General features: G+C 69.6%; 20 protein-coding genes. 8 read left to right on the top strand and 12 right to left on the bottom strand.

All coding sequences use genetic code 11. From position 1 onward, the window contains the following. Positions 1–17: 17 nt before the first annotated feature. Positions 18–2,600: a glycoside hydrolase family 65 protein gene (locus B7495_RS12100; RefSeq protein ID WP_240632233.1), complete on the bottom strand. Its 2,583-nt coding sequence runs from the start codon at positions 2,598–2,600 to the stop codon at positions 18–20. A 75-nt stretch (positions 2,601–2,675) separates the two neighbouring features. On the opposite strand from B7495_RS12100, the gene B7495_RS12095 reads away from it, so the two are divergent. Beyond that, positions 2,676–3,953 carry a M18 family aminopeptidase gene (locus tag B7495_RS12095; protein ID WP_088456785.1) on the top strand — a complete coding sequence of 426 codons (1,278 nt, stop codon included), beginning with the start codon at positions 2,676–2,678 and terminating at the stop codon, positions 3,951–3,953. Positions 3,954–4,109: 156 nt separating this feature from the next. Here B7495_RS12095 and B7495_RS12090 read toward each other — a convergent pair whose 3' ends face one another. Beyond that, the gene (locus B7495_RS12090) at positions 4,110–5,594 is read right to left on the bottom strand and encodes a SulP family inorganic anion transporter (RefSeq protein WP_088456784.1); all 1,485 of its coding nucleotides are present in this window, start codon (positions 5,592–5,594) and stop codon (positions 4,110–4,112) included. Between the two features lie 87 nt (positions 5,595–5,681). Between B7495_RS12090 and B7495_RS12085 the strand changes: the two genes are divergently transcribed. Next, on the top strand, positions 5,682–6,305 hold the full coding sequence (locus B7495_RS12085) for a MerR family transcriptional regulator (RefSeq protein WP_088456783.1): 624 nt from the start codon (positions 5,682–5,684) through the stop codon (positions 6,303–6,305). 30 nt (positions 6,306–6,335) lie between these two features. Beyond that, positions 6,336–7,340, top strand: a complete 1,005-nt coding sequence (locus B7495_RS12080) for a hypothetical protein (RefSeq protein WP_088456782.1) — start codon at positions 6,336–6,338, stop codon at positions 7,338–7,340. Here B7495_RS12080 and B7495_RS12075 read toward each other — a convergent pair. Continuing rightward, entirely contained in the window at positions 7,337–8,242 is a 906-nt protein-coding gene (locus B7495_RS12075) for an oxygenase MpaB family protein (RefSeq protein ID WP_088456781.1), read from the bottom strand. The two genes, B7495_RS12080 and B7495_RS12075, sit on opposite strands and share 4 nt — an antisense overlap. A gap of 94 nt (positions 8,243–8,336) precedes the next feature. On the opposite strand from B7495_RS12075, the gene menC reads away from it, so the two are divergent. The 3 genes from menC (at position 8,337) to B7495_RS12060 (ending at position 10,197) form a co-directional block, all read left to right on the top strand. Further along, positions 8,337–9,446, top strand: a complete 1,110-nt coding sequence (menC, locus tag B7495_RS12070; protein ID WP_088456780.1) for an o-succinylbenzoate synthase — start codon at positions 8,337–8,339, stop codon at positions 9,444–9,446. Positions 9,447–9,515: 69 nt separating this feature from the next. Beyond that, a complete protein-coding gene (locus B7495_RS12065) occupies positions 9,516–9,887 on the top strand; it encodes a glyoxalase superfamily protein (RefSeq protein ID WP_088456779.1) in 372 nt (123 codons plus the stop codon). A gap of 19 nt (positions 9,888–9,906) precedes the next feature. Continuing rightward, on the top strand, positions 9,907–10,197 hold the full coding sequence (locus tag B7495_RS12060) for a hypothetical protein (protein WP_088456778.1): 291 nt from the start codon (positions 9,907–9,909) through the stop codon (positions 10,195–10,197). Here B7495_RS12060 and B7495_RS12055 read toward each other — a convergent pair. Continuing rightward, on the bottom strand, positions 10,157–11,053 hold the full coding sequence (locus B7495_RS12055) for a DUF429 domain-containing protein (RefSeq protein WP_088456777.1): 897 nt from the start codon (positions 11,051–11,053) through the stop codon (positions 10,157–10,159). The genes B7495_RS12060 and B7495_RS12055 overlap by 41 nt on opposite strands. A gap of 168 nt (positions 11,054–11,221) precedes the next feature. On the opposite strand from B7495_RS12055, the gene B7495_RS12050 reads away from it, so the two are divergent. Both B7495_RS12050 and B7495_RS12045 read left to right on the top strand, forming a co-directional pair. Next, on the top strand, positions 11,222–12,718 hold the full coding sequence (locus tag B7495_RS12050; RefSeq protein WP_088456776.1) for a sugar porter family MFS transporter: 1,497 nt from the start codon (positions 11,222–11,224) through the stop codon (positions 12,716–12,718). A gap of 118 nt (positions 12,719–12,836) precedes the next feature. After that, complete coding sequence (locus B7495_RS12045; protein ID WP_088456775.1) at positions 12,837–14,336, top strand: sugar porter family MFS transporter; 1,500 nt, start codon at positions 12,837–12,839, stop codon at positions 14,334–14,336. Here B7495_RS12045 and B7495_RS19665 read toward each other — a convergent pair whose 3' ends face one another. The 8 genes from B7495_RS19665 to B7495_RS12005 form a co-directional block, all read right to left on the bottom strand. Continuing rightward, positions 14,337–15,041: an RNase H family protein gene (locus tag B7495_RS19665; RefSeq protein WP_088456774.1), complete on the bottom strand. Its 705-nt coding sequence runs from the start codon at positions 15,039–15,041 to the stop codon at positions 14,337–14,339. Positions 15,042–15,071: 30 nt separating this feature from the next. Continuing rightward, the gene (locus B7495_RS12035) at positions 15,072–16,472 is read right to left on the bottom strand and encodes an aminotransferase class V-fold PLP-dependent enzyme (protein ID WP_088456773.1); all 1,401 of its coding nucleotides are present in this window, start codon (positions 16,470–16,472) and stop codon (positions 15,072–15,074) included. A gap of 30 nt (positions 16,473–16,502) precedes the next feature. After that, a complete protein-coding gene (locus B7495_RS12030; RefSeq protein WP_088456772.1) occupies positions 16,503–17,681 on the bottom strand; it encodes a MarP family serine protease in 1,179 nt (392 codons plus the stop codon). A 79-nt stretch (positions 17,682–17,760) separates the two neighbouring features. Then, entirely contained in the window at positions 17,761–18,039 is a 279-nt protein-coding gene (locus B7495_RS12025) for a DUF6510 family protein (protein WP_088456771.1), read from the bottom strand. Then, entirely contained in the window at positions 18,036–18,758 is a 723-nt protein-coding gene (locus tag B7495_RS12020; RefSeq protein WP_370028151.1) for a ferredoxin reductase, read from the bottom strand. Before B7495_RS12020 ends, B7495_RS12025 begins: the two co-directional genes overlap by 4 nt. A 23-nt stretch (positions 18,759–18,781) precedes the next feature. After that, positions 18,782–19,375 carry a sulfite oxidase-like oxidoreductase gene (locus B7495_RS12015; RefSeq protein ID WP_088456769.1) on the bottom strand — a complete coding sequence of 198 codons (594 nt, stop codon included), beginning with the start codon at positions 19,373–19,375 and terminating at the stop codon, positions 18,782–18,784. Positions 19,376–19,471: 96 nt separating this feature from the next. Beyond that, complete coding sequence (locus B7495_RS12010; protein WP_088456768.1) at positions 19,472–19,858, bottom strand: nuclear transport factor 2 family protein; 387 nt, start codon at positions 19,856–19,858, stop codon at positions 19,472–19,474. Positions 19,859–19,903: 45 nt separating this feature from the next. After that, positions 19,904–21,028, bottom strand: coding sequence for an HNH endonuclease signature motif containing protein (locus B7495_RS12005; RefSeq protein WP_088456767.1), 1,125 nt, complete (start codon positions 21,026–21,028; stop codon positions 19,904–19,906). Between the last annotated feature and the right edge of the window lie 103 nt (positions 21,029–21,131).

Here is a 21,131-nt window from a genome sequence, read left to right as displayed (position 1 = left end):
GGACCCCCTGACACGCTTCACGCCGTGCCGAGTACAAAATCGTGGGTCTGCCCCGGATACAGCTGCGCCTCCCGCCCCTCGACGCGCACCCGGATGGGCGTGGCCCCTCCGCTGGGCAGCTGAAGCCTGAGGGTGGTCGGCGTGACCTCGACGTGCACCGATTGGTCTCGGTAGTTGATGCTGAAGGCGATCTTCTCGAGCCGGGCCGGCAGCACGGGGTGCAGCCAGAGCATGTCGTCGCGGATCTCCAGGCCGGTGTAGCAGCGCACGACCATGTCGACGGACCCCGCCATCGCGCCCAGGTGGATGCCCTCGTGGGTGGTGCCGCCCCGGCCGTTGTCGAGGTCGCTGGTCAGCGCCCGGCAGAGCGAGTCCCAGGAGCGTTCGCGGTCGGCGCGGGCATCCACCCAGGAATGCACCACATTGCTCAGCGTCGAGCCGTGCGTCGACCTAGTGCGATAGAACTCGACCGTGCGCCTGATCTGGTCGGGGGAGAGCGAGTAGCCCAGCTCCTCGACCAGGTCGCGCAGCTCCTCGGCCGAGAACAGGTAGAGCAGCATCAGTACGTCGGCCTGCTTGGCGACCCTGTAGTTGTTGCTGCTGTCACCCTCGGCATTGAGGATCAGGTCCAGGCGGCCCAACGAACGGTCAGTGCTGCCGTAGGTGTCCCGGTAGTGCGCCCAGTCCAGCTCGGGCAGGGCCTCGTACCCGTCGAATTGGCTGATCACCCCGTCGGCATGGAAGGCCAGCCGCAGGCGCCGGCCGATCCTTTCCCAGGTGTCCACCTCGTCGGGCCCGAGCCGCAGCCGGTTCCACAACGGCCGGCAGGCCCGGCCCTCGAGCACGGCGACGGTGTCGACGGCGCGACGCATCAGCCAGGCGACCATCACATTGGTGTACGCGTTGGTGCGCACACCCCCGCCGGGATGGCCGGGGAGCCCGTCGTGGAACTCGTCGGGCCCCATCGTCCCGCCGATGTCGAACCTGTCGAACACGTCGTCGTAGTCGGTGAGGGACGCGAAGAACCTGGCGATCTCCAGCAGCAGCTCGGCGCCCTGCTCGATCAGGTACTCGACATCTCCGGTGGCCTGGTAGTAGCCCCACACGCTGTAGGCGATCGCCAGGCCCACGTGGTGCTGCAGGCCCGAGTGGTCCGGCATCCACCGGTTGGTGCGCGGGTTGAAGAGCTCGGTGGGGGTGACCTCGCGGCCATCGATGCCGCTCTGCCAGGGAAACCTGGCGCCCTCGTGGCCGGCGGCAGTCGCGGCGGCCCTGGCTTCGCCCAACCGACGGTACCGGTAGCCCAGCAGGATGCGGCTGAGGTCGGGCCGGCGCAGGGTGAGCACCGGGTAGACGAACATCTCATCCCAGAAGACGTGGCCGCGGTACCCCTCACCGTGCAGTCCGCGGGCGGGCACACCGGCGTCGAGGTCGGCATCCACAGCGGCCACGGTTTGCAGAACGTGGAAGGTGTTGACGTTGAGCGCGAGCGACTGCCGCGAACCATCGTGCAGGTGCACCGCGAATTCGTCCCAGAGAATCTCCCATTCCCGCTCGTGCGCGCCCAGGAGCTCGGCGGTCTCCGGAAGCCGGCCGAGCCAGGTGGCCACCGCCATCGAGGGGGAGAGGATCGCACGGTCCCTGGAGGTGCTCACGACGACGACCTTCTCAACCCGGAGGGGGACGCCCCTCTCGAGGGTGAGGTCGAACTCGTGGGCGACCCAGCGGCTGGAGTCGGTGAGAAATCGTCTCTCGGGTTCGAGCAGGGTGTCGCCGGAATAGGCGCGGGTGCGGGCGGCCATGGCGATGTGGATGCCCGACCGGGTGGTCTCCACCTCGAGCAGCACCGCGTCCCCCCTCAGCTCCCGCGTGGTGCGAGGCATCAGGTGCAGGTGGGCGAGCAGTCTGTCGGTGGCCACGTTGCGGTTGGCCACCCGGCCATCGATGGCCGAACGCACGGTCAGCGGCCCCGACCAGTCCTCGGCGACGAAGGTGGTCTCGAGCACCGCAACGTGAGGCGACGCCTGGGACACGAACCGCCGGCTCTGCACCCGGGTGACACGGCCGCGCGCGTCACGGAACCGCATCAGCCGGGTGAGCAGACCACGGCGCAGGTCGAGTTCCTGGTTGTAGTCGAGCAGGTCCGCGGTCTCCGGATGGAACCAGCCGGTGTCGGGGGCGGTGAAGTCGCCCACACTGCTGCTGCCGCCGCCGGTGCGGAACCAGAGGGAGAGCCAGTTGGGGGCGTTCACCAGGTGTTCGTCGTCGCGCACGTGTTCACCGGGAACCCCCGCCGTCGGCGCGCCGGGCGAGGGCTCGAACGGGGTGCGGATACCGGGCTCGCCGGCGGCCACGGTCTCGCCGATGGCTTCGCCCACGTGTACCTCGGTGCTCAACGGGTTGTAGACCCCGGCGAGGTAGGTGCCCGGGTAGTGCACGGCATCCGTGCGCGCCTCCGGAGCGGCGCCGCGGGTGCCCCAGTAGCCGTTTCCGAGGGTGCACAGCGCCTCGCGGTAGCCCTCCGCCTCCGGGTCGAACCCGTCGAAGCGCAGCAGCCACGGGTCGACCGGGTTGTCGTTCTCGTCCTCGGTCTCGGTCACGGTGGCCTCCTCGTCTGGTCCCGAGAGTCGCACCGCTGGCCGCGCTTGTCGAGGTGCGGGTGGTTGGATGGAGTCATGACTTCACTCTCGGCATACATCGACGACTTCGCCAGCTTCATCACCGCGTCGCCGTCGTCGTACCACGCGGCAGCCGAGGCCGCCCGGCGGCTCGACGACGCCGGATTCGAGCGCCGCGACGAGGCGGATGACTGGACGGCCGGCACGAGCGCCGGCCGCTTCTACGTCGTGCGGGACGGCGCCATCGTCGCGTGGGTGCAACCGGCCGGGGCCACGCCGACCACTCCGTTCCGGATCCTCGGGTCGCACACCGACTCACCGGGCTTCAAGCTCAAGCCCAAGCCCACCACCGGGTCCTACGGCTGGCTGCAGGCCGGCGTCGAGGTGTACGGCGGTCCGCTGGCCAACTCCTGGCTCGACCGTGAGCTCGAGCTCGCCGGCCGGCTGGTCAGCACCGACGGGGTGGCGCACCTGGTGCGCACCGGCCCGTTCCTGCGCATCCCGCAGCTGGCCGTGCACCTGGACCGCACCGCCAACGAGGCGCTCAGCCTCGACCGGCAGCGGCACCTCAACCCGGTGTTCGGGGTGGGCGACCTCCGCCAGGCCGACCTGGTCGGGCATCTGGCCGCGCTCGCCGGGGTGGCGCCTGAGGACGTCGCCGGCTACGACATCCTCACCGCCGACACCAACCCGCCGGCCCGGTTCGGCCTGCACAACGAGCTCTTCGCCGCGGGCCGGATGGACAACCTTTCCTCGGTGCACGCCGGCCTGGTGGCGCTGATCCGGTCCTCGGGCAGCGAGGAGACCATCAACGTGCTCGCCGCGTTCGACCACGAGGAGCTGGGGTCGCAGTCCAGGTCGGGGGCGAGCGGGCCGATGCTCGACGACACCCTCAGCCGCATCGGCGATGACCTCGGTGCCACGATGTCGGAGCGGAAGCGCGCCTACGCCGACTCCTGGTGCGTCTCGGCCGACGCCGGCCATTCCGTGCACCCGAACTACCCGGAGCGGCACGACCCGGCCAACGTGCCGTTGGCCGGCCGGGGCCCGCTGCTCAAGATCAACGGTAACCAGCGCTACGCGACGGATGCGGCCGGTGCGGCCCTCTGGGCGCGCTGCAGTGCCGCTGCCGGCGTGCCGTTTCAGGAGTTCGTGTCGAATAACACGGTGCCCTGCGGCTCCACGATCGGGCCGCTCACGGCCACCCGGCTGGGCATCCGCACCGTGGATGTGGGCATCCCGCTGCTGTCGATGCACTCCGCGCGGGAGCTTGCCCATGTGAACGACCCGTTCTCGCTGTCCGCCGCGATCGGCGCGTTCTTCGCCGGGGCGTAGGGGCGGCTCGCGGCACGCGTTGGCTCCCGCGGCACACCTTAGTTCCGGCGGCACGCGCTAGAACATGTGCCGCCGCGCATAACGTGTGCCGCGACGCACAACACGTGCCGCCGCGCACGTCACATGTCACGAGCGGGTGGCGGCACCCTGGCCGGGCTACAACTGCCCGGTGAGTCGCCCGTGCATGGCCCGGCTACGCTCGTCCAGGCCGTGGAAGGTGACCGTGGCGCCGTGCTGGCGGTACTTCGTTTCGACGGAGTCGAGCACCGCGACGGTGGACGCATCCCAGATCTGTGCTTGGGACAGGTCCACGTCGATGACGGCGGGGTCGACCCCGTAGGAGAACTGCTCGACGAGGTCGTTGCTGCTGCCGAAGAACAGCGGTCCGCTCACCGCGTAGCGCACCGACTGGCCGTCGTCGGCGAGCACCCGGTCCACACGCACCACGTGCGCCACCCGCCGCGCGAACAGCACCATGGCCAGCACGACGCCGGCGCCGATGCCGATGGCCAGGTTGTGGGTGGCCACGACCACGGCGACCGTGGTGAGCATCACGACGGTCTCGGGCACGGGCATCCGGCGCAGCGTGCCCGGACGCACACTGTGCCAGTTGACGGTGGTGATGGCCACGACCATCATCACGGCGGCCAGGGCCACCATGGGGATCTGCTCCATCAGGCCGCTGAGCGCGGTGACCAGCAACAGCAGGAAGGCCCCGGCCACGAAGGTGGAGATGCGGGTGCGGGCCCGGCCGAGCTTCACGTTCACGACGGTCTGGCCGATCATCGCGCAGCCGGCGATGCCGCCGTAGAGGCCCGCGAGCATGTTCGCGATCCCCAGCGCCCACGCCTCGCGGCCCTTGGGGGAGCGGGTGTCGGTGATGTCGTCGACGAGCTTGGCGGTGAGCAGGGTCTCCACGAGCCCCACGAAGGCCACGCTCAGCGCGGTGGGCCAGATGATCTGCAGGGTCTCCAGGTTCAGCGGTACGAGCAGCGGGGTGATGCCGGGCAGGCCGCCGGACACGTCGCCCTGGTCGCCGACGGTGGGCACGGCCAGGTGCCAGGTCATGGCGATCGCGGTGACCACCACGATGGCCACCAGCGGGGCGGGCACCACCCTGGTGAATCGGGGCAGCCCGAGCACGATGAGGATGGTGAGGGCGAACAGCGGGTAGACCAGCCACGGAACATCCAGAAGGTGCGGCACCTGGGCGACGAAGATCAGGATGCCCAGCGCGTTGACGAAGCCGATCATCACCGACCGCGGGATGAACCGCATCAGCCGGGCCAGGCCCGTGACACCGAAGAGGATCTGCACGATCCCGGCCAACAACACCGCGGGCAGCAGGTATTCCACCCCGTGGTCCTTCACGAGCGGCGCCACCACCAGGGCCACGGCGCCCGCGGCTGCGGTGATCATGGCGGAGCGGCCGCCGAGGAACGACATCGAGATGGCCAGAACCACCGAGGCGATCAGGCTCACCTTCGGGTCGACACCGGCGATGATCGAGAACGAGATCACCTCGGGGATCAGCGCCAGGGTGGTGACCACTCCTGCGAGCACCTCGACGCTGAGGGCCTTCGGCCGACGTAGGGTGGCGCGCACTGTCGGCGGGATGGGGATGGCGGGGCGTTGGGACACTGTGCAACTGTAATCGCGGTGTAACTGTGATCGCGCCGCAGCTCCCAGGTATAGACAGTGTCACTATCCGATAGCTAAACTATCTGCATGAGGATGGCGCAGCTGAGCACGACCAGTGGGATCCCGGTGGCGACGATCAAGTACTACCTGCGGGAGGGCCTGCTGCCGGCGGGGGAGCGGCAGGGTCCGAACCAGTCGTTGTACGGGCCGGAGCACCTGCGCCGGCTGCGCGTCATCCGTGGCCTGCTGGAGGTGGGCGGACTCAGCATCGCCGCCGCCCACCAGGTGATCGATGCCATCGACTCGGACCTGGGCCTGTCCCACACATTCGACATCGCCCAGCGCACGGTCTCGCCCCAGATCGACGGTGCGGCGCTGTCGCCCGAGGCCGTGGCCCAGGTCGATGCGGTGCTGAGCGGATGGCACGTGTCGCCGGACAATCCCGGCCGCCTGGCCGCGGCCCGGGTGCTGCAGACCTTCGCCGAGCTCGGCCAGCCCGACCTCAGCGGCTGGGTGCCCGGCTACGCGGCCGCGGCGCTCGCCGTGGCCGAGGCCGACCTCGACGAGATCGACGCCCGCACCGACCGCGAATCCAAGACGGAGATGGTGGTCGTGGGCACAGTGCTCGGCGATGCCCTCTTTGCCGCCCTCCGCCGAGCGGCGCAGGAGCACGTCTCCGCCCGCCGGTATCCAGCACCGCCCAACCCGTAAGTCCCCCCATCCCGTCAGGAGTTCGTCATCATGGCCAGTACTCGCACCGGAACCAGAACCGCGTTTCGCAGCACCCTGCTCACCGGCCCCGCGTCCGGCGCCCCGCCCACCATCAGGTGGCACCGACCGCTGCTCTGGCTCGCTCTCACGATGGCCGTGGTCGCCGCCGGCGCTCTGGTGGGCCTCGCTGTCGATCCCCGCACCGTCACCGGGGCGCCCCTCTGGGCCAAGCCGCTCAAGTTCGCCATCTCGGTGGGCGTCTACGCCGTGACCCTGTCCTGGCTGATCGGGCTGTTGCCAGCGGCTAAGGCTCGGTCTCGTCGACTGGCCTGGTGGGCCGGCACCGTCGCGGCCGTGTTCCTGGTCGTGGAGATGGTGATCATCGTGGGAGCGGCCGCGGCCGGCCTGACCAGCCACTTCAACGTGTCGACGGGGTTCCACGCTGCCCTCTGGTCGGTCATGGCGGCATCCATCGTCACGGTCTGGGTCGCCGCCGTGCCCATCGCCATCCTGTTGCTCCGCGCCGACCTCGGCGACCCGGGCCGGGCCCTCGCGATCCGCTCCGGGCTGCTCATCGCCCTGGTTGGCATGGGCCTGGCGTTCCTGATGACCGGACCCACCGCGGCCCAGCTCGACGACTACCAGGGCATCGTGGGCGCGCACACCGTCGGAGTCGCCGACGGCGGTCCGAGCCTGCCGTTGCTGGGCTGGAGCACCGTGGCCGGCGACCTGCGCATCCCGCACTTCGTGGGTATGCACGCCCTGCAGGTGCTGCCGCTGGCGGCCCTGCTGCTCGAAGCCCTCGCCCGACGGATGCCCGCCCTCGCCCGTCCGCTCGCGCGCCGCGGCATTCTGCGCGCCCTGGTCGGCCTCTACCTGGGCGTGCTGGCCCTGGTGACCGGCCAGGCCCTCGCCGGCCAGCCGATCGTGCAGCCGAGTGCGCCGGTCCTGGCCATCGCGGCGGCCCTGGTCGCCGCCACCGCCGGAGCCATCACCCGCACCCTCCTCCGAGAATCCCGCCGGGTGCGCGGCTAGGACACGGCGAGGCGGGCGATACGGGCCCGGGCCGCGTCCTCCGAGGTGGAGGACGCGCCGAGCAGCAGCCGCACCAGGCCGAGCACAGCGCCGGTGGCCCAGAGCACGGGTAGGGGGCTGCGGCGAAGGCCCAGCATCCGTCGGTATTCGACCGGGATCGATGCCACGGCGCCGGCGAACATGATGCGGTAGAACGGCAGCATGCCGCGCCGGAGCGGCGGGTGCCTGATGAACCGCACGGCCTCCGCGACCCGGTCGCCGCCCATCAGCACACCCGCGTCGGAAAACGCCCGCAGTTGCGAAGCGAGCTCGGCGTCCGTCCGGGGCGGGTCCTGCACGCCGACGAGTTCGCCGGCCTTGGCCCACTCCCGCACGTATCTGTCGGCGCCGCCGGGGATCGGGCCGCCCCAGAGCCTGTGGCTGGCCAGGAAGGCATCCGTGAACACCACGTGCACCCAGGACAGCAGCTCGGGGTCGCCGGCAGAGTATGGCCGCTGAACACCCTGCGCGTCGACGTAGCTACCCACGACCCGTTCGTGGAACCGGCCCACCCGGCCCGACTCACGCTCGGCCTGTTCCGTGGCGGCGAACGTCACCGTGACCAACCACTGGATGGTGCCGCTGAGCCGGCCGAGCGGATCCTCCCGGTACCTGGACCAGTCGTGCACGCCGGCCATCGCGCCAGGGTGCAGGGTCTGCATAAGCAGCGCCCGGATGCCCGCGACCATGGTGGCCATGCCGCCGTGCACCGCCCAGGACGCCGAACCCGGGCCGAAGAAGCCGGCATCGTCGCCCAGCTCCATGGTGCCGACCCAAGCCGGTCGGCCCTCGTCGTTGCCCGAGAGGGTGACAAGCAGGTGCGAACGCCAACTGCTCACGAATCCATCAACGAGGCTGCTCATTCTTCGAACCCTAATCGACGATCCCGTGCGGATGGCTGGGCATGCGCCCCGAAATCCGGTGTGGCTAGACTCCGTTCATGAAAAGCGCCGGCACATGAGAATCGAGAACATCGAGCTGCGCCGGGTGAGCCTGCCGCTGGTGCGGCCGTTCCGCACCTCGTTCGGCACCATCACCGAACGGGAAATCACCCTGGTGCAGGTGTCGACCGCCCACGCCGAGGGCTGGGCGGAGTGTGCCGCCGAGGTGCGGCCGCTGTACAGCTCGGAGTTCATCGATGCCAGCGACCTGGTGATCCGCGACCACCTCATCCCGCGGCTGCAGGCCCTCGGTGACGACCTCACTGCCGAGCGGGTGGGCTCCGCCCTCGCCCCGGTCAAGGGCCACCAGATGTCCAAGGCCGTGTTGGAGGCGGCCATCCTCGACGCCCAGCTGCGCCAGAGCGGCCAATCTTTCGGCGGCTACCTCGGCGCCGTGCACGACACAGTGCCGGCCGGCGTCTCGGTGGGCATCATGGACACCGTCGACGAGCTGCTCGAGGCCGTGGCCGGCTACCTCGCCCAGGGTTACCTGCGCATCAAGCTCAAGATCGAACCGGGCTGGGACCTCGCCCCGGTGCGTGCCGTGCGCGAGAGGTTCGGCCCCGACCTGCTGCTGCAGGTCGATGCGAACACCGCATACACGCTGGCGGATGCCCGGCACCTCGCCCGGCTCGACCCGTTCGACCTGCTCCTGATCGAGCAGCCGCTGGGCGAGCGGGACCTGCTCGGGCACGCGGCGCTGGCCCGGCTGATTGGCACCCCGGTGTGCTTGGACGAGTCGATCGAGTCGGCGCAGGACGCCGCTGCGGCGATCAGCCTGGGCGCGTGCAGCATTATCAACGTCAAGCCGTCGCGGGTGGGCGGCTACCTCGAGGCCCGCCGCATCCACGACGTGGCCGCCGCGCACGGGGTGCCGGTCTGGTGCGGCGGGATGCTCGAGACGGGAATCGGCCGGGCCGCCAATGTGGCCCTCGCCGGCCTGCCCAACTTCGTGCTGCCGGGGGACACCTCGGCCTCTGACCGCTACTACGCCCAGGACCTCACCGCCCCGTTCGTACTCGAGGACGGGCACCTGAGGGTGCCGACCGGCCCGGGCACCGGGGTGCAGGTGCTGCCCGACGTGCTGGCCGAGGTCACCCGGTCGCGCCGCGACATCCGCTTCTAGCGGCGGCACCCGCTCCGTCGTAGGCTGGCGCCGTTCGAGTGACACTCAGCCCATCACCGGAGGTTCGCCATGGACATGAAGATCGAACTCGTCAGTATCCCGGTCACCGACGTCGACAGGGCCAAGGCGTTCTACGTCGACCAGGTCGGCTTCAACGCCGACTACGACCAGAGGGTCAACGAGGCCATGCGGTTCGTGCAACTGACCCCGCCGGGATCCGCGTGCTCGATCGTGCTCGGCGAGTGCATGACCGATATGCCGCCCGGCTCGCAGCGGGGCGTGCAGATGGTCGTCGCCGACGCGGATGCCGCGAGGGCCCAGCTGGTGGCCGCAGGCGTGGAGGCCAGCGAGGTGGACGAGCAGGACTGGGGTCGCTTCGTGTACTTTTCCGACCCCGACGGCAACACCTGGTCGTTGCAGCAGCTGCCGCCGCCTGAGTGAGGCCCCGTACTCTGGGGCAATGCCGTCCTACCGCGTGATCATGTCTATCGGCGCCCTGCAGCCTGGGGTGCGACCGGAGGCCGTACTGCCCGCCGCCGCCGGCGCCGCCGCGGAGCTCACCACCGTGGAGGCCTCCGACCTGGCCGTGGTGGCCGGGTCGGCCCGCGCCACGGTGCGTTTCACCGCCGACGACGGCACCGCCGCATTGGCCATCGGCGACCACGTCGTTGCGAAGACCCGGCGGGTCGCCGCCCCGGTGAGCTGGCTGGTCACCGAACGAGTGAAGGGGCGCTGGCTGCCGGTGCGCTGAACGCGGCGGCAGCGAGTGCGGCGGCCCGGACACGGTCGTCGCCGCGACGCTGCTCAAGGCGGGCCGGCGCGATGATGGTGCCCCGGCGACCGTCCACGACCAGCGGGTCAGCGGCACCGAGGACCTGGCTGCGTGCGGTGCCGTAGCGGTGCCAGAGCGACGCCGTCCAGGCACAGAGCAGCGCGTCGATGAGATCCTCGCGGTGCTTGTAGGCGGCATCGGCCAACGGTGTCGGCTCGGTGACCAGGCTGTCGGATGCCGCGTGGGTGGCCAGGTCCAGTGGCGGCGAGGCCGCGTGCAGTCGCCACATCCGCTCGATGAGGTCGTCGCAGACCAGGGCACGCTCGGCGCGACGTTCGAGGATCGGGAGGGCAGACCCCATCCGCTTGTATCGGGGCCGTTTGTCGTCGTAGCCGAACTCCGGCGCGCCAACCAGGGTGGTGTAGGGGTAGCACTCCAGGAAACTGCACATCTGTGCACCGACGGGGGCAAGGCCATCGGTGTAGGCCCAGCCGAGCTGCTCCAGCCGGCCGCGCAGGGTGACCCCGCCGAGACGCGGCAGGGCCTGATTTGAGGCGTTGGCCGCCACGTGCCAGCGACCGTAACGAGACCCGGTTTCCCGTTCGCACTCCCGCATTCCGGTGGGGTTGTTCACCACGAGCGGTGCGTCGATGGCGAGGACTGCGCCCGGCTCGCCTAGCCGCTGGATCCAGTCGACGACCTCGTCGATGCCGCGGGCCCACCCTGCCTCGATCACCCGGCCGGTCTCGTCGATGCAGGCGAGCCCGCTCTCATTGGCCGGTTTCGCGGCCGTGCCTTCTGCCCAAGCCAGATCCACCCCGAGGAATCGCGTCATGGGCCATACCTACCACGCTCGGTGCGCCCGCGAAAGATGACCGAATATAGCGGCTCTCGCAACATTTAGGGCGTTGGACTCCATCTCTTGGTCCCCCCGAGTGCGGGCCAGGCGTAGTCTTCACGGATTGCCCAGACGGCGATGACCAGCGAAAACGAGGAAGTTTCTATGCAAGCCACGACGGAATTGACGAGAGAAGCGACACCGACGGTCACGCCGGCGACAAATCGTAAGGTCATCGCGCTGGCCATCGCCGGGGCGTTCGGAGGGTTCCTTTTCGGGTTCGACTCCTCCGTGATCAACGGGGCGGTCGAGGCCATTCAGGGTCAATTCGGCCTCTCCGAAGCCATCACGGGGTTCGCTGTCGCCAGCGCCCTGCTCGGAGCTGCGACGGGCGCCTACCTCGGCGGCGGTTTCGCGGACAAGTTCGGCCGTATCCCGGTCATGCTCGTCGGCGCGATCATCTTCTTCGCCAGCTCTATCGGATCCGGGCTCGCCTTCGGCGTCGTCGACCTCATCCTCTGGCGGGTCGTCGGCGGCATCGGCATCGGGCTCGCTTCGGTCGTGGCGCCCGCGTACATCGCCGAGATCTCACCACGGCAGATGCGTGGCCGGTTGGGCTCGCTGCAGCAGCTCTCCATCACCATCGGTATCTTCGCCGCATTGCTCTCCGACGCCATCTTCGCCGCTACCGCCGGCGGCGCCGGCCAGATGTTCTGGTGGGGCCTGGAGGCCTGGCGCTGGATGTTCCTGGTCAGCGCGGTACCGGCCCTCATCTACGGAGTCGTCGCTCTGCTGCTACCCGAGTCGCCGCGCTATCTGGTGCTGCACGACAAGGAGCACAAGGCTCGCGAGGTGCTCGAACGGGTGCTGCCGCACGGAGATGTCGACCGCGAGATGCGCGAGATGAAGGCCTCGATCCAGGACGATGTGCGGGCCAGGCGCACCGGCTCGCTCCGTGGCCCGGTCTTCGGCCTCAAGCCCATCGTGTGGGTGGGCATCCTGCTGTCGGTGTTCCAGCAGTTCGTGGGCATCAACGTGATCTTCTACTACTCGACCACGCTGTGGAGCGCGGTGGGCTTCGAGGAGTCCAGCTCGCTGACCATCTCGGTGGTCACGTCGGTGACGAACATCCTGGTCACCCTGGTGGCGATCGCCCTGGTCGACCGGATCGGCCGCCGCCCCATCCTGCTGGCCGGTTCCATCGGCATGACGGTGTCGCTGGCCACCATGGCGATGGCGTTCAGCCGGTCGGTCATGATCGACGGCGAACTCGCCCTGCACGGCGCCTGGGGACCGATCGCCCTCGTCGCGGCGAACGTCTTCGTCATGTCGTTCGGTGCCTCCTGGGGACCGGTGGTCTGGGTTCTGCTCGGGGAGATCTTCCCGAACACCATCCGTGCCAAGGCCCTCGGCCTGGCTGCCGCCGCCCAGTGGGTCGCGAACTTCCTCGTCACCGTGACATTCCCGCCGATGGCAGGGCTGTCACTGCCGCTCACCTACGGCGTGTACGCCCTGTTCGCCGGGCTGTCGTTCGTGTTCGTGCTCACGAAGGTGCCCGAGACCAACGGGATGTCGCTGGACGAGGCAAACACTCTGTTGCCGAATAAGAACTCCGCAAAGCCGAAGGCAGCGACGAAGGCGAAGCCGGTGCTGCGGCGTTAGTCGGGTGATCGTCGGAACGGCGGCATCCCGCTGTGTGTCATCCGCTGGTGCGAGGCAGGCGTAGGATTTTCGGGTTGCCCAGACGGCGAAGACACCAGCGAATGCGGGGGAAGTGGCGATGACTAACAGGACAGAACCGAAGAAGGACCGGACGCCGGCCGGCACATCGGCTGGCGGGGATGGCAAACCAGCGACAAATCGTAAGGTCATCGCGCTGGCCATCGCCGGCGCGTTCGGAGGGTTCCTCTTCGGGTTCGACTCTTCGGTGATCAACGGTGCGGTCGAGGCCATCCAGGGGCAGTTCGGCCTCACCGAGGCCATCACCGGGTTCGCCGTGGCCAGTGCCCTGCTCGGCGCGGCCACCGGCGCCTTCCTCGGCGGACGGTTCGCGGACAAGTTCGGGCGTATCCCGGTGATGCTCGTGGGCGCGATCGTGTTCTTCGCCAGCTCGATCGGCTCCGGACTCGCGTTCGGGGTGGTCGATCTGATCGTCTGGCGCGTCGTCGGGGGTATCGGTATCGGGCTCGCCTCGGTGGTCGCCCCCGCCTACATCGCCGAGATCTCGCCACGGCAGATGCGTGGCCGGTTGGGCTCCCTGCAGCAGCTCTCGATCACCATCGGTATTTTCGCCGCCCTGCTCTCCGACGCCGTGTTCGCGTCGACGGCCGGCGCCGCCAGCGAGATGTTCTGGTGGGGGCTGGAGGCCTGGCGCTGGATGTTCCTGGTCGCGGCCATCCCCGCGGTCGTGTACGGCGTGATCGCGCTGCTGCTGCCCGAATCGCCGCGCTTCCTGGTGCTGCACGACAAGGAGGAGAAGGCGCGCGAGGTGCTGCACAAGGTGTGGCCGCACGGCGACGTGGACCGTGAGCTGCGCGACATGAAGGCCTCGATCGAGGACGACACCCGCGCCAAGCGCACCGGGTCGCTGCGCGGCCCGATGCTCGGTCTCAAGCCCATCGTCTGGGTGGGCATCATCCTGTCGGTGTTCCAGCAGTTCGTGGGCATCAACGTGATCTTCTACTACTCGACCACTCTCTGGAGCGCGGTGGGCTTCGAAGAGTCCAGTTCGCTGGCCATCTCGGTCGCGACGTCCGTGACGAACATTCTGGTCACCCTGGTGGCGATCGCGCTGGTCGACCGGGTCGGCCGCCGGCCCATCCTGCTGACCGGTTCCATCGGCATGACGGTGTCGCTGGCGACTATGGCCGTGGCGTTCAGCCAATCGGTCATGGTCGATGGCGAGCTCGCGCTGCAGGGTGCGTGGGGACCGATCGCCCTCGTGGCTGCGAACGTCTTCGTGATCTCCTTCGGTGCCTCCTGGGGACCGGTGGTCTGGGTGCTGCTCGGGGAGATCTTCCCGAACACCATCCGCGCCAAGGCTCTCGGCCTGGCCGCGGCCGCGCAGTGGATCGCGAACTTCCTCATCACCGTGACGTTCCCGCCGATGTCGGCCTGGTCGCTGCCGCTCACCTACGGCATGTACGCCCTGTTCGCCGGCCTGTCCTTCTTATTCGTGCTCACCAAGGTGCCGGAGACCAACGGGATGTCGCTGGACGAGGCCAATACGCTGCTGCCGAACAAGAACGCCGCGAAGCCGAAGGTCAAGCCGCGGCGCTAGTCAGATCAGGTCGCGGAGCAGCTCTTCCGGGCTGACTCCGCGGCCGCTCGCCCGGCGCTTGAGCCGGCCGAGTTCCTCGGCGCTCAGCGAGACCTGCACGGTGTGCGGGCGCTCGACCTCGAAGTCGAACAGGCCGAGGTCGGCGGATGCGCGTGGTGCGGCGAATTTCGCCGGCGCGGTCTTCGCAGCCGGGGTCGTTGCTGGGGCCGTCTTCACAACCGCGGCAGCCGGCACCGGCCCGCCGGCCACGAAGCCCGGCCCGGTGGGGATCGTGGCATTCCGTTGGTACGCCTCGGAGACGGCACGGGCGCGGGAGTCGGCGGCCTCGTTGAGCGGGTGGTTCGCGTGGCCCTTGACCCACTCGAACCGGTACTTGCGGCCCACCAGGGCCTCGTCGAGCTCCTGCAACAGGTCGAGGTTCATCACGGGCTTGCCGTCGGCCTTTCGCCAGCCCTTGGCCTTCCAGCCGCGCATCCACTTGGTGATGGCGTTGATGACGTACTGGCTGTCGCAGAGCACGAGCAGGTCGTCGTCCACATGCGCGGTGGCGCGGAACAGTTCGAGGACGGCCTTGAGCTCGCCTTGATTGTTGGTGGCGTGCTTCCAGCCGCCGGCGGCCCAGTTGTTGTCGTCGATGTACCAGGCCCAGCCGGCCGGTCCGGGGTTGCCAAGGGCCGAGCCGTCTGCGGCGGCGGTGATAGTCATGAATCCAGTCTGCCAGCTGGGCGAGTGGGGTCACTCCCGGTCGGCGGTGGTGACCGTGGCCAGGGCGCGCGCGACGGCGTCGACGGCCACAGCCACATCGGCGGCATCCGTGGACCAGTTGCTGACCGAGATGCGCAACACCGCCCGCCCCGACCAGACCGACCCGGACATCCAGACCGCCCCGTCCGCGATGAGGGCCTGCGTCACCCGGACCGTGCGGTCATCGGTGCCGAACGAGACCGACACCTGGGTGAAGACCACGTCGTTGAGCACCTCGACACCGGGCAGCGCCGCCAACCCTGTGGCGAGGGCGCTGGCGTTGTCGGCGAGTCCCTCGACGAGGGCCACCGTGCCGCTGCGACCGAGGGAGCGCATCGCCGCCCACACCGGAACGCCGCGCGCGCGTCGGGACAGCTCGGGCACCAGATCCATCGGGTCGGCGGTGCCGGCGTCGTCCCGCACGAAGTAGCTGGTGTGTGCCGCGAACGCGGACCGCGCGGCGGCCGGGTCGGCGACGATGGCGATGCCGCAATCGTAGGGAACGTTGAGGGTCTTATGGGCATCCGTCGCCCACGAATCGGCGGTGTCCAGTCCGGCCAGGGCGGGAGCCCAGCGGGGGCTCGCTGCCGCCCACAGCCCGAAGGCGCCGTCGACGTGCACCCAGGCCCCGGCATCGTGGGCCAACCGAATCGACTCGCGCATCGGGTCGAAGCTGCCCGAGTGCAGATTGCCGGCCTGAAGGACGACCAGACTGGGACCGGTGACCGTCGCCAGTGCGTCCGCCAGGGCGTCGGGACGGATGCGCCCCTGCGGGTCGGCGGCGACGAGGGTCGGTTCGCCCAAGCCCAGGTAGCGCAGGGCGAGGATCACCGAACTGTGCACCTCGGCGCCGGCCAGTACGCTCACCCGTGGTGCGCCGGTCAGGCCATCCCGGTTGACGTCCCAGCCGACCGCGCGGAGCACCGCGCCTCGGCCGGCGGCCAAGCCGACGAAGTTAGCCATCGTGCCGCCGGTGGTGAAGCCCACTGCGCTCGAGGCTGGCAGATGCAGCAGGTCGAGAATCCAGGCACCGGCTCGTTCCTCGATCGCCGCGGTCGCCGGTGTCGCATAGCGCAGTCCGCCGTTCTGGTCCCACGCGCTCACCAGCCAGTCCGCCGACAGGGCCGCGGGCAGGGTGCCGCCCATCACCCAGCCGAAGAAGCGGCCGGAGCCGATGGCCATCAGTCCGGGTTCGGCCAGCGTGGCCAGCTCGGCCACCACCGCGGCGGGATCGGCAGGTTCCTCTGGAAGGGCGCGAGCGAAGGCCGCCGCCAGCTGGTCGACCGGCGCCGCCGGTTTCACGGGCCGGGACGGCAGCGAATCCAACCACTCGGCGGCGGACCGAACCGCCTGCTCGAGCGGGGCCCGGTAGTCCTCTGGCCGAAAAGTCATGCGGTCACCATACCCCCGCTTCCGGTGGACCTAGCCCTGGATGCAGGTACCGGAACTGACCATAGCGGAGAGGCCGTCGGCCTGGTCGACGACCGGGGCAACCTCGGACATAGCCAGGGCGTAGCCCACGTTGGCGGTATTGGCCGCCTTGGCGAAGATCACGCCGGCCACCCGGCCGTCGGCGCTGAGCAGCGGCCCGCCCGACTCGCCCTGCTGCACGTCCGCGGCGAGCGTGTACACGGCCCGGGCGGTGGGGGACTGGCCGTAGATGTCGGCGACGAGCACCGAACCCACCGACATGACCCTGGCCGGATCGGAGTCGAACGGCCCGCCGAACGGGTAGCCCAGGCTGACGCCCTCGCTGTCGACGGCCAGGTCACCCTGCAGGGTCAGCGGTGCGGCGGCCAGACCGGGTACGGCGATGATCGCGAGGTCGTCGACGGGGTCGAAGTAGACGATCTCGCCGGTCAAGGCACCGGCTCCCGGCACCTCCACGACGGCTTCGGTGACCCCGGCCACAACGTGGGCGTTGGTCATCACGCGTTCGGGGGCGATCACGAAACCCGACCCGGACTGACTCTGGCCGCAGGCGACGGCGTTGCCGGTGATACGCAGCACGGATGCCGCGGCAGTGTCGAGCGCGGCGCTGTCGAGCTGGGCCTCTGGCAGGGTCGGGCTCTGGCCGCCGAAGGCATCCGCGATAAGGGGCAGGCCGTCGTCGACGACGGTGGAACGCAGCTGTGCGAGGAAGCTCTTCACTGGATCGGGGGTGACCGAGTCGATGGTGCGCACGACCCCCGACGAGGCGATGGCGGAGGTGAGCGGGGGAATGCCCAGGGCGCCGACGCTGAACGCGACCATCGACATCACGGCGGCGGCGGCGGCCACGCCGATCACGGCGCCGAAGAGCCTGTCGACGCCGCGCAGCTTGCGCGGGGTGCGGCGGCGGAGGGCCAGACCGATCGACTCACCGATGGTGAGCCCGGCAATCACCAGCAGCAGCGCCGCGGCGATGGAGGCCGGAGTGCGCCACTCGGCGGCGGACACCCAGGTGGGCACCAGCGGCACCACGAAGTACGCCGCGACGGCGCCGGCGACGAGGCCCAGCACGCCGCTCAGGCTGCCGATCAGGCCGCTGCGGTAGCCGGCGCCCAGACTGGCGACGAGCAGCACGACCAGAATGACGTCGAGAATGACCGATCCCTGCATGCACACTCCAGCTCGAAGGGCGGAGGAACCGCCGAACTCAGCCTAAGCGGGTGGAAGCGGGTATTAGCTGGGAAGCCCGTCAGCCGCGGCGCAGCTCGATGAAGCTCAGGCCGTGCAGGTCGAGGCAGACGCTGTCGCCGGTGTCGACGAGCCGCATCAGGATCTCGGCGCAGCCTGGGCAGCGCAACAGCAGTCCGTGGGAGTTGGGGTACAACCGGGCGGTGGCCAGGGCATCGATGCGGCCGCAGGAGGCGCAGCGGCCGCGGGCGCTGACGACGTCGATGGCGAAGAACTCGCTGAGCGGACCGGCGGCGGCGTTGCCGTCCAGGTAGTCGAGGTCGTCGAGGTTGTCGGTCACGGTCTGGTCCCGGTGCCGCCGTAGCGTTCGGTTTTGATCCGATCGGGGGAATGGCCGGCCTGCACGAGCCAGTCGGCGACGCTTTCGACGAAGGCGGTGGCGCCGCAGACGAACACGGCGGGGTTTTCGGCGGCCGGTAGCACGCTCTCCACCAGGGTCGCCGCATCCAGGCGCCGGGGTGGCCGGCCACTGCCGGCCGGTGCCTGGCGGGTGTACACGACGGAGACATCGGCGAGCGGCGAGCGGGCCAGGTCGTCGAGTTCGGCACCGTAGTAGACGGCATCGGGTGCGCGCACCGAGTAGAGCAGGCGGAACGGGGCGGCGGCGCCGGGGGAGGCGGGGTCGGCGGCCGCGTGGGCGCGGAGCATGGCCATCAGCGGCACCACTCCGGAGCCGCCGGCGATGAGTTGCACGGGCGAGGGATCGGCCGGGTCCCAGACGAACCAGCCGCCGACCGGGCCCCGCACCTCCAGCTGGTCGCCCACGGCAACCTGGTGCACAAGATAGGGCGACACCTCACCGTCGGCCAGCTCCTCCACCGTGAGGTCGAATTCGTCCCCGGGTGACGCCGACGCGACCGAGTAGGAGCGCACGGCGGTGTACCCGTCTGTGGCGGTGAGGCGCACGTCGACGTGCTGGCCGGCGCGGTGCCCGGTCAGGCCGGGCAAGCGCAGACGCAGGGTGCGGGCGGTCCGGGTCTCCGGGGTCACGCCGATCACCTCCGCCACTCTCCAACCGGTTCTCACCAGTAGCGCTCTTCGCGCCAGGGGTCGCCGTACATGTGGTAGCCGTTGCTCTCCCAGAAACCGGGTTCGTCCTGCCGGAGCATCTCGAGTCCGCGCACCCACTTGGCGCTTTTCCAGAAGTACAGGTGCGGAACCAGCAGGCGGGCAGGGCCGCCATGGGCCGGTTCGAGTGCCTCACCGTCGAACTCGTGCGCGATCCAGGCCTTGCCGTCGAGCAGGTCGTCGAGCGGAACGTTGGTCGTGTAACCGCCGTAGGAGTGCGCCATGGTGAATTCGCAGTCGGACTCGACCGATTCGAAAAGGGTGTCGAGCGAGACGCCGCGCCAGCTGGTGCCGAGCTTCGACCAACTGGTGACGCAGTGGATGTCGCGGCTCACGTCATCCTGCTGGAGCGCGAGGAACTCCGTCCAACTCCAGCGGTGCACCTGGCCGGTCTCGGTGGTGATGGTGAACTCCCACTCCTCCGGAGTGATCCGCGGGGTGGGGCCGGCTGAAAGCACCGGGAACCCGTCGGTGAGGTGCTGGCCGGGTGGGAGAGTCGGGTCGTCGCGGCGTCCGCGGCCGAAAAAGCCTGAGGAGACGATTCCCATGACGGTGTCCTTTCTGCGGCGGGTTCCTGTGTCACCCCTGTTGTAGCGTGTGCCGGGACGATTCACCAGTGTCACGACTCCAGTCGGGCGTGGCCCTCAGCTGTCTTCGGTCGGCCGGGCCTGGTCCATCCACCACTCGATGAACTCCCGGGCCCGGCCGTCTGGAGCGAAGCGGATCACCCAGAGGTTGCTGTAGACCGGACCGGCCGCGTAGCGCGTGACGCCGTCGATGATGGACATCTCGGGGGTGATCATCAGCGGCGACCACTCGAAGGTGAAACTGTCGGGCTCGTCGGCGTGATCCAGCCACCCGGCGACAATCGCTGGGCGTCCGCGCCGTGGTTCCCCGAACGGGTCGGTGTAGTACTCGGCATCTTCGGTGAAGAGTGCGTTGATGTGATCGGGATCGTTCGAGGACCAGGCCTTGAGGTACCCCTGCATCCATCGGGTGGTGGCGTCCGGGGTATCAACGGGCTCGTTCATGCCCTAGTTGTAGCGCGTGCACCGGAATCCGGCCAGAGGCGGCGGTCAAAACGGGGGAGGGCCGTCGATTCCGAGTCTCGGTGTGCGGCTGTCGTGGCGGGCGGTGACGTAGCTGGCGGGGTCGTAGGTGGTGGGGTCGGTGTTGGTGGGGGCTGAGGTGTAGGTCTTGCCGGCGGGGGTGGTCCAGGTGAGGGCGCCGCCGGGGCCTTGGCGGGTGGTGAAGCTGGATTGGTGTTTGAGGCGGTGGCAGGCCTTGCAGAGGTGTACGAGGTTGTCGACGTCGGTGGGGCCGCCGGTGCACCAGGGCCGGGTGTGGTCGATGTCGCTGAGCGTTGCTCGCCGGTTGCAGCCGATGCCCTGGCAGGTTTGGTCGCGGGCGTCGAGGTAGCGGCGCATGTCGGCGGGCGGGTTGTAGGTGTCGCGGCCCATGCTCAGTCGACAGCCGGTTTCGGGGTGGGTGAGGATGCGGGACCAGCTGGTTGCCGTGCCCGCGATCCGGCGGGCGGTTTCGGGGTCGATGGGGCCGTAGCCGTCGAGGATGGCGGGTTCGTCGCTTCGGCCCAGCAGGGTCAGTGCCGGCACCGTGATGCTGACCGTGCCGCGGATGCCGTGGCCGAGGCCACTGGGCCCGACACCGTCCAGGAGCAGGTCACGGTAGGCGTCGGGCAGGATCTCTTCCGGGACGCCGTCGGTGAGGGTGAGCATCTTCACCGCGTGGCCCCAGGTGATGCTGCCGCGGCTCAGCGCCTGGTGGAAGCCGGGCAGTTGGCCGGTGAGCCGGGCGGCGTCGAAGATCATCATGCCCGCCGTGGTGGCCGTCAGCCGTAGCGCCCCGGCGGCCTCGGCGGCCATGCTGCGGCGGGCGAGCTCCTCGTCGTCCCAGGCCGGGCCGTGCGCGCCGGTATCAGGGTCGTTCCGACCGGACTCGACAGGGTCACCACACAGACCCGCGAGGATGCGCGGTTCATGGCCCAGCCGGTCCAGCTCGGTCAGCAGCCGACTGCGCTCGGCGTAGCCGGCCGCGATCACTTTCTCGTTCAAGATCAGCGGGTCGATGACCGCGCTGATCGCCGCCGCGACAGGATCCACCGCAGCACTGACCGCGGGGTCCGAAGCGGCATCGCAGGTGTCGCCGGGGGTGTGATCGGGTGTGGCAGCTGAGGTGGCCATAGGCACAGTGAAGCACCCACCACCGACACTCCCAGGCCCAGAAACGAAGCTGTGGAAGGGTCGAAAAAGACCGCCCTGTGGAGGAAGGGTGAGCCATCCATGC

The organism is Cryobacterium sp. LW097, from assembly GCF_002205495.2.
Lineage (GTDB): Bacteria > Actinomycetota > Actinomycetes > Actinomycetales > Microbacteriaceae > Cryobacterium > Cryobacterium zongtaii.
Note: the sequence above shows the minus strand (reverse complement) of the source record. Positions and strands in the feature narration are given on the sequence as shown.